The sequence below is a fragment of the Flavobacterium sp. Root186 genome (genome assembly GCF_001428525.1).
In the GTDB taxonomy this organism is placed as follows: domain Bacteria; phylum Bacteroidota; class Bacteroidia; order Flavobacteriales; family Flavobacteriaceae; genus Flavobacterium.
Genome location: NZ_LMHW01000010.1, coordinates 1,241,705 through 1,243,352, shown reverse-complemented (window position 1 = coordinate 1,243,352; position 1,648 = coordinate 1,241,705). Strand labels below are relative to the sequence as shown.

Annotated in this window: 2 pseudogenes; both read left to right on the top strand. The window is 40.2% G+C overall.

The window, feature by feature from the left end:
- Window positions 1–463 (top strand): annotated as a pseudogene (locus tag ASD98_RS24190) (hypothetical protein); the annotation flags it as partial.
- Window positions 406–1,648, top strand: a pseudogene (locus ASD98_RS09220) (hypothetical protein); the annotation flags it as partial. The pseudogenes ASD98_RS24190 and ASD98_RS09220, both read left to right, overlap by 58 nt.

Below are 1,648 nucleotides of genomic sequence, written 5' to 3'. Positions count from 1 at the left end.
AACTTATACCAATATCTGGACTGTAAAAGATGACTGTGGAAATACTTCTGATGTTTTCACTCAAATTATTACGATCCAGGATACTACTGCTCCAACTTGGACAACGCAAAGTGGTTCTTTAAACCAGACTATCGAATGCAGTAATCAAGAAGCTTTAACTTCTGCGCAAGCTTTATTTCCAGCTGCTTCAGATTTATGCGATGCTGATGTTTCTAATATTATTAAAATAAGCGGACAATTTACAGCTTCTGAAGGATGCTCAAATACCGGAACTTATACCAATACATGGACGGTAAAAGATAACTGCGGCAACACTTCTGATATCTTCACACAAGTAATCACAATACAAGATACAACCGCACCAACTTGGACAACTCAGGCCGGTTCTCTAAACCAGACTATTGAATGCAGCAACCAAGAAGCTTTGACTTCTGCGCAAGCCTTATTCCCAAATGCTTCCTAAACCAGACTATTGAATGCAGCAACCAAGAAGCTTTGACTTCTGCGCAAGCCTTATTCCCAAATGCTTCTGATTTATGTGATGCTGATGTTTCTAATATTATTAAAATAAGCGGACAATTTACAGCTTCTGAAGGATGCGCAAATACCGGAACTTATACCAATATCTGGACTGTAAAAGATGACTGTGGAAATACTTCTGATGTTTTCACTCAAATTATTACGATCCAGGATACTACTGCTCCAACTTGGGCAACGCAGGCCGGTTCTTTAAACCAGACTATTGAATGCAGCAACCAAGAATCTTTGACTTCGGCTCAGGCTTTATTCCCAACAAGGCAGTCTTACTCATTTACAGCTTCTGAAGGATGCGCAAATGCTGGAACTTATACCAATACATGGACGGTAAAAGATGATTGTGGAAATATTTCTGATACTTTCACACAAATCATTACAATTCAGGATACTACTGCTCCAACTTGGGCAACGCAGGCCGGTTCTTTAAACCAGACTATTGAATGCAGCAACCAAGAATCTTTGACTTCGGCTCAGGCTTTATTCCCAACTGCTTCTGATTTATGCGATGCTGATGTTTCAAATATTATTAAAGTAAGCGGACAATTTACAGCTTCTGAAGGATGCGCAAATGCTGGAACTTACACCAATACCTGGACTGTAAAAGATGATGATGTTTCAAATATTATTAAAGTAAGCGGACAATTTACAGCTTCTGAAGGATGCGCAAATGCTGGAACTTACACCAATACCTGGACTGTAAAAGATGATTGCGGCAACACTTCTGATATCTTCACACAAGTAATCACAATACAAGATACAACCGCACCAACTTGGACAACTCAGGCYGGTTCTCTAAACCAGACTATTGAATGCAGCAACCAAGAAGCTTTAACTTCGGCTCAGGCCTTATTCCCTGCAGCTTCTGATTCCTGCGATGCTGATGTTTCAAATATTATTAAAGTAAGCGGACAATTTACAGCTTCTGAAGGATGCGGAAATACCGGAACTTATACCAATACCTGGACTGTAAAAGATGACTGTGGAAATATTTCTGATACGTTCACGCAGATCATCACGATTCAGGATACAACCGCACCAATATGGACTACTCAGGCTGGGTCTTTAAACCAGACTATCGAATGCAGCAACCAAGAAGCTTTAACTTCAGCTC